This is a genomic window from Kaarinaea lacus (genome assembly GCF_975902315.1).
Genome location: NZ_CDLKIE010000171.1, coordinates 1 through 6,255, shown reverse-complemented (window position 1 = coordinate 6,255; position 6,255 = coordinate 1). Strand labels below are relative to the sequence as shown.

General features: G+C 47.7%; 6 protein-coding genes. 3 read left to right on the top strand and 3 right to left on the bottom strand.

What is annotated here, in order from left to right; genetic code table 11:
- Both argF and ACWVCM_RS04955 read left to right on the top strand, forming a co-directional pair.
- A partial coding sequence (argF, locus tag ACWVCM_RS04960; RefSeq protein ID WP_455200611.1) for an ornithine carbamoyltransferase occupies positions 1-887 on the top strand: 887 nt, incomplete at its 5' end.
- Positions 888-936: 49 nt separating this feature from the next.
- The gene (locus tag ACWVCM_RS04955) at positions 937-1,992 is read left to right on the top strand and encodes an ABC transporter ATP-binding protein (protein WP_455200610.1); all 1,056 of its coding nucleotides are present in this window, start codon (positions 937-939) and stop codon (positions 1,990-1,992) included.
- 66 nt (positions 1,993-2,058) lie between these two features.
- On the opposite strand, the gene ACWVCM_RS04950 is transcribed toward ACWVCM_RS04955, so the two are convergent.
- Positions 2,059-2,715, bottom strand: coding sequence for a c-type cytochrome (locus ACWVCM_RS04950; protein ID WP_455200609.1), 657 nt, complete (start codon positions 2,713-2,715; stop codon positions 2,059-2,061).
- A gap of 294 nt (positions 2,716-3,009) precedes the next feature.
- On the opposite strand from ACWVCM_RS04950, the gene ACWVCM_RS04945 reads away from it, so the two are divergent.
- Complete coding sequence (locus tag ACWVCM_RS04945; protein WP_455200608.1) at positions 3,010-3,795, top strand: TIGR04211 family SH3 domain-containing protein; 786 nt, start codon at positions 3,010-3,012, stop codon at positions 3,793-3,795.
- 34 nt (positions 3,796-3,829) lie between these two features.
- Here ACWVCM_RS04945 and ilvD read toward each other — a convergent pair whose 3' ends face one another.
- Together ilvD and ACWVCM_RS04935 are read right to left on the bottom strand one after the other, a co-directional pair.
- Positions 3,830-5,689, bottom strand: a complete 1,860-nt coding sequence (gene ilvD / locus ACWVCM_RS04940) for a dihydroxy-acid dehydratase (RefSeq protein WP_455200607.1) — start codon at positions 5,687-5,689, stop codon at positions 3,830-3,832.
- A gap of 99 nt (positions 5,690-5,788) precedes the next feature.
- Positions 5,789-6,255 (bottom strand): HAD-IC family P-type ATPase (locus ACWVCM_RS04935; RefSeq protein WP_455200606.1); only part of this gene is annotated, 467 nt, incomplete at its 5' end.

Here is a 6,255-nt window from a genome sequence, read left to right as displayed (position 1 = left end):
TATTTGATTTAAGCAGTGATGATTTGCAGAAATTGATTCATCGCGCCATTGAACTGAAGGCCAAGCAAAGGGCCGGGGAAATTTATGAACCCCTGAAAAACAAAGTACTGGGAATGATTTTCGAGAAATCATCGACACGTACCCGGGTCTCTTTCGAAGCGGGCATGGCTCAATTTGGTGGACAGGCTTTATTTTTATCGCCACGAGATACACAACTGGGCCGTGGCGAACCCGTTGAAGATACCGCGCGCGTACTATCACGCATGGTGGATATCATAATGATTCGCACCTTTGAACACGAAAAACTGGAACTATTTGCATCATACTCGCTGGTACCGGTAATAAACGCGCTCACTGATTTACATCACCCATGTCAATTGCTGGCGGATATGCAGACCTTTGTTGAACACCGGGGCGACATCACCGGCAAAACAGTTGCGTGGATTGGTGATGGTAATAACATGTGTCACTCTTATGTCCACGCTGCTCAACAATTGAAATTTAATCTTCGCATTGCCAGTCCTAAAGGTTATGAGCCACTAGAAGAAGTCGTTTCACAAGCACAACCTGAACTGGTCACGATGTGCGATACTCCATCAGATGCGGCTAAAGATGCGGATCTGGTTGTTACCGACGTCTGGTCGAGCATGGGACAGGAACAACAGCAAAAACAACGCGAAGCAGCCTTCAAAAATTACCAGGTTGATCGCCAGCTAATGGCTGCTGCAAATTCAGACGCACTGTTTATGCACTGCTTACCGGCCCACCGGGGTGAAGAAGTCGCTGCCGATGTCATCGATGGCGAACAAAGCGTAGTTTGGGATGAAGCAGAAAATCGATTACACTCACAAAAAGCATTACTGGAGTTTCTTTTGTGCTCCGAGTAAATCACTCCAACAAAACATCGAATACAAAGGCCGTCGGTTCAGCATATCAATGAAAGCGTTGATAGAAGTTAAAAATATTGAGTGCAAATATCGAGGCCATACGATAATTAAAGATCTTTCTTTGCACGTTAACCCGGGCAATCTGGTGTGCTTACTTGGACCCAGTGGCTGTGGAAAAACCACAGCACTACGCGCCATTGCCGGCTTTGAACCTATTTACCATGGCACAATTCGCATCGAAGACCGGGAAGTATCTCGTCCTGGTTATGCCCTGGCACCTGAAAAACGCCGCCTGGGCATGGTATTCCAGGATTATGCCCTGTTTCCACACATGACAGTTTTAGACAACGTGTCGTTTGGTTTACGTGACCGATCCAAAAGTGAAAAACAGAAAACAGCACTCGAGATGCTGGAAGTCGTCGGAATGGGGGAATACGGACATCGCTATCCACACGAATTATCAGGGGGACAACAACAACGCATTGCATTGGCTCGGGCGCTCGCACCCCACCCCAATGCCATACTTCTCGATGAACCATTTTCCAATCTGGATGTGGAAATGCGTAAACGACTCAGCACCGAAGTGCGAGAGATTTTAAAAAATCGTGGGATTACCGGAATAATGGTTACCCATGATCAGGATGAAGCCTTTGCATTGGGAGATAATGTCGGTGTCATGAAAGATGGCCGCATCCTGCAATGGGACACGCCTTTTAATTTATATCATGAACCGGCAGACCGGTTTGTCGCCGACTTTATCGGGCAGGGCGTTTTTATAGATGGCACAATGCTGACTCCCAATGAAATACGCACCGAGTTTGGAATTGTGAATGCTGATAGAGCGTATAACTGGCCAGAAAATTCTCAAGTCGAAATCCTGCTACGTCCTGACGATGTGGTATACGACCCGGAAGGACCCCTGCAAGGTAAAATTACACAAAAAGCATTTAAGGGTGCAGAAATCATGTATAGTTTACAGCTGGATTCCGGCAGTGAAGTGTTATCATTGTTTCCCAGCCATGAAGACTTCAACATTGGCGACCAGGTCACGCTCCGGATGGACATACAGCATGTCGTTGCCTTTGCAAAAAACAACGGAATGTAGCTCGAGAAAAAATGAGTGCAAAAAAAATGCGCCATTAAGGCGCATTTTTTTATCTGCTACCTGGATTTACTGGCCTGACAAATACTCTGCCACTGCCTGAATTTCTTTATCCGATAATTTCTTCGCGATATCCGCCATCATACCCGCTGGATCATTCTTACGTTTACCGCTCTTCAGGTCGTTTAGCTGCTTAACCAGGTAAGCCTTGGTTTGACCACCAATCACAGGAAACAGTGAATTGTTTGGGCCTTTGCCTTTACCGTTTTTACCATGACAGTTTACGCAGCCATATACCCCGCTTTTTACCACACCGTCTTTAAAAATTTTAGCGCCCTGCTTGGACAATGCCGTATTGGTTGCCTTGCCTTTCATTTTTTTCTGCGACTGAAAGTACACCGCGATGTCTCTCAGGTCCTCTTTGCTGGTAACCATAGCGGCCATCGCCGACATAGTATCGTCCTGGCGATTACCCAACTGGAAATCCTGAACTTGTTTGAAAATGTACCCGGCGTATTGTCCGGCCAGGTTTGGAAAAGTGGTAGGATCGATACTCATACCATCGACGCCATGGCAACCATGACACAACTCGGATTTAGCTTTACCGGCTTTCGCGTCGCCTTCAGCAACATCCATTCCCCCTGCAATAGTCTGTTCAGCGTGCACAGAATGCGACAACAAAAACATCCCCAAGATCGCTCCGAAAGAAGTGATTCTTTTTATCATGACTTCACCCTTTAGTTTGGAATTTATTTGAACTAATAAACCAAATAATCGGTTTTATTATAATCGGTGTGCTGCTGTGTAATTATTCTCTCCTCCCGCACAGCACCCGCCAATTTAGTCAAAGACTGTAACTTAGTGCACCGCATACGTCAATTTCCAAGAACAACGACTGCAATGCCTGATTATTTTACTCAATTCCCAAAAAAATGCATAAGCTTGGCCAATGTTCGACCGATAGGTCGGAATTGGCACCTGATTTGCTGCTATCGGGTATCAGCAATCCGGGGGATTTCATTGAAAACAACTAAATTGAGCCTGGAAGGGACCATGCGCAATACGAATTTTTATATATTTTTCATAGCATTAACGCTTTTCACGCTGCTAACGCTGGTACCTGCCACGAGTATAGGCGCAACCAAGTCAGGCGCTCAAAAAGGCAAAACCACGCGATATGTTTCCGACAATGTTGCCATTACCCTGCGTAGCGGCAAAACCAATCAACACCGAATCATTCGTTCCCTGGATAGTGGAACCAAGTTACGTGTCCTGGAAACCGATAAAACCCATGCGCGCGTAAAAACACCGGACGGGACTGTGGGCTGGGTATTGAAACGTTACCTGGTCGACGAACCCGTAGCCCGTATTATTTTGCCGCCCATCCAGGAAAAACTCGCCAAGCTGGAAGCTAAATACAGCGAATTAAGAGAAAAACACAAGGAAATCATCAAGGAACGGAATGAACTGGCTGTTATAGCCTCGAAATACGAACAACTGGAAACTAAATATACAAAGGCCGCGGATGAAGCCGACCGACTCAGTAAAATCGCCAGTGAATCGGATCAAATCTATCAGGAAAATCAGAACCTGACGAGAAACAACGCCAGTCTTGAAGCCCAAAAAGACATGTTGATGAAAGAAATCAAGGAATTACAAAACGGGAACAATAAATTATGGTTCCTCACTGGCGCAGGCGTGATTTTTCTTGGCATCCTGATTGGTGCCATGCTAGCCCGTACGCGGAAATCCAAAGGATCGAGCTGGGGTGGCGGAGCAGATACCCTGGTGTTACGCCAAACCTGATCCTGATGCTGATACCAATGCCAGGCTGGAACCGCTAGCCTGGCACCTTGTTAAGTTGGCTCACGTCCCGTACTGCGCCTCTCGACGCTGACGTCGTCATGGCAGCATAAGCCTTCAAGGCGTTACTCACCTGACGCGTTCTGCTCACTGGCTGCCACGCGGCGCTGCCTTTGTTGTTCATCGCAGCATGTCGTTGCCTCAAAACTTCATCATCTAAAACCACGTTAATTTTCCGATGAGGAATATCAATCTCGATCAGGTCGCCCTCTTCTATCAAACCAATAGCACCACCCTCTGCTGCCTCAGGCGACACATGGCCAATTGAAAGCCCTGATGTACCGCCTGAAAAACGACCATCGGTAATCAAGGCACACTGCTTACCCAGTCCCTTGGATTTCAAATAGCTGGTGGGATACAACATTTCCTGCATACCTGGTCCGCCGCGTGGTCCTTCATAGCGAATGATTACGACATCACCCGCGTTAATATGATCCCCTAGAATTGCCGCCACCGCATCATCCTGACTTTCAAATATTCGCGCAGGCCCGGAGAACTTCAGAATACTTTCGTCAACGCCTGCTGTTTTCACAACACAACCGTCTTTGGCGATATTACCGTACAACACGGCAAGCCCACCGTCACTGCTGTAAGCATGATCGATATCGCGAATACAACCTTTCTCTCGATTTACATCCAGCGTATCCCAGCGCTTTTCCTGACTAAATGCCTGCTGAGTCGGTACGTTGCCAGGTCCGGCACGATAGAATGTTTGAACCGATTCATCCTGAGTTTCGCAAATATCCCACTTCGCCAATGCTTCCGTCATCGTACTACTGTGCACGGTGGAAACATTGGTATTTAACAAACCCGCTTTATTCAACTGGCCAAGGATTCCCATTACACCACCGGCACGATGTACATCTTCCATGTGATACTGTTGAGTGCTGGGTGCCACTTTACAGAGATTGGGAACCTTGCGGGATAAGCGATCGATATCATCCATGGTAAAGTTAACTTCACCTTCCTGAGCCGCTGCCAGCAAATGCAAAATCGTATTGGTAGAACCACCCATCGCGATATCCAGGCTCATGGCATTTTCGAAAGCGGAAAAATTGGCGATGTTTCTTGGCAGCGCTGATACGTCATCCCTTTCATAATAACGTCTGGCCAAATCAACAATTCGCCGACCAGCTTCGAGAAACAACTCCTTGCGGTCAGCATGGGTAGCCAACATACTGCCATTTCCCGGCAACGACAATCCAAGTGCTTCGGTTAAGCAATTCATCGAGTTAGCGGTAAACATGCCTGAACAGGAGCCGCAGGTGGGGCAAGCGGAGCGTTCCATTTGCAGGGTTTCTTCATCAGAAACCCTCGGATCGGCTGCTGCCACCATGGCATCAACCAGGTCAAGATGCACTTCTTTGCCACCAATAACACTTTTTCCTGATTCCATGGGACCACCGGAAACAAATATCGTAGGAATATTTAAACGCAGTGCCGCGTTCAGCATTCCCGGCGTAATCTTGTCGCAATTGGAAATGCACACCAGAGCATCCGCACAATGGGCGTTAACCATGTACTCCACGGCATCACAGATGATCTCCCGCGAAGGCAGAGAATAGAGCATGCCGCCATGGCCCATGGCGATGCCATCATCCACCGCAATGGTATTAAATTCCTTGGCAACGCCACCGGCTTTTTCTATTTCACGGGCCACCATTTGTCCCAAATCCTTAAGGTGCACATGCCCCGGCACAAACTGTGTGAAGGAGTTGGCTACCGCAATAATGGGCTTATTGAAATCATCATCGGTCATTCCGGTAGCGCGCCATAAGGCACGGGCTCCCGCCATATTGCGTCCTTGAGTGGTAGTTCTGGATCGATACTCAGGCATTATGCTTTCCTCGGCACTTTCAATTCTTCATATATTAAATTGTGAGACAGGGGCCAATAATAGCAGATTTAGAGAATGGCAGGCAGGTTGCTGGAAAATTTATTGTGGACGACGGGGTGAAAACAAACGAAGTCGATTGGCGTTGCTTACTACGGTAAAGGACGACATGGCCATCGCTGCAGCGGCAACCATGGGATTTAACAGAAAACCCAGTACTGGATACAAAACCCCAGCTGCTATGGGTATTCCCAGACTGTTAAAAATAAACGCACCAAACAAATTTTGCTTGATATTTTTTAGTGTCGCTCTGGAGATAAGCACTGCATCTGCCAGGGCGTTAATGGAATTGCCCACCAGGGTCATATTGGCACTCTCGATGGCCACATCGGTTCCACGCCCAATGGCAAAACCCACGTCGGCCTGTGCCAATGCTGGCGCATCGTTGATACCATCACCCACCATGGCGACCACCTGACCTTGTTTCTGGTAGCGTTTCACTTCGTCGGACTTTTCTGTCGGAATAACCTGTGCCCGTACTTCCCTGATATCAAGTTGCCGGGCAATAT

Bases quoted from the DNA above. Each gene is read 5' to 3' on its own strand.
- ACWVCM_RS04955 (WP_455200610.1), top strand. From the start codon at position 937: ATGAAAGCGTTGATAGAAGTTAAAAATATTGAGTGCAAATATCGAGGC.
- ACWVCM_RS04950 (WP_455200609.1), bottom strand. From the start codon at position 2,715: ATGATAAAAAGAATCACTTCTTTCGGAGCGATCTTGGGGATGTTTTTG.
- ilvD (WP_455200607.1), bottom strand. From the start codon at position 5,689: ATGCCTGAGTATCGATCCAGAACTACCACTCAAGGACGCAATATGGCG.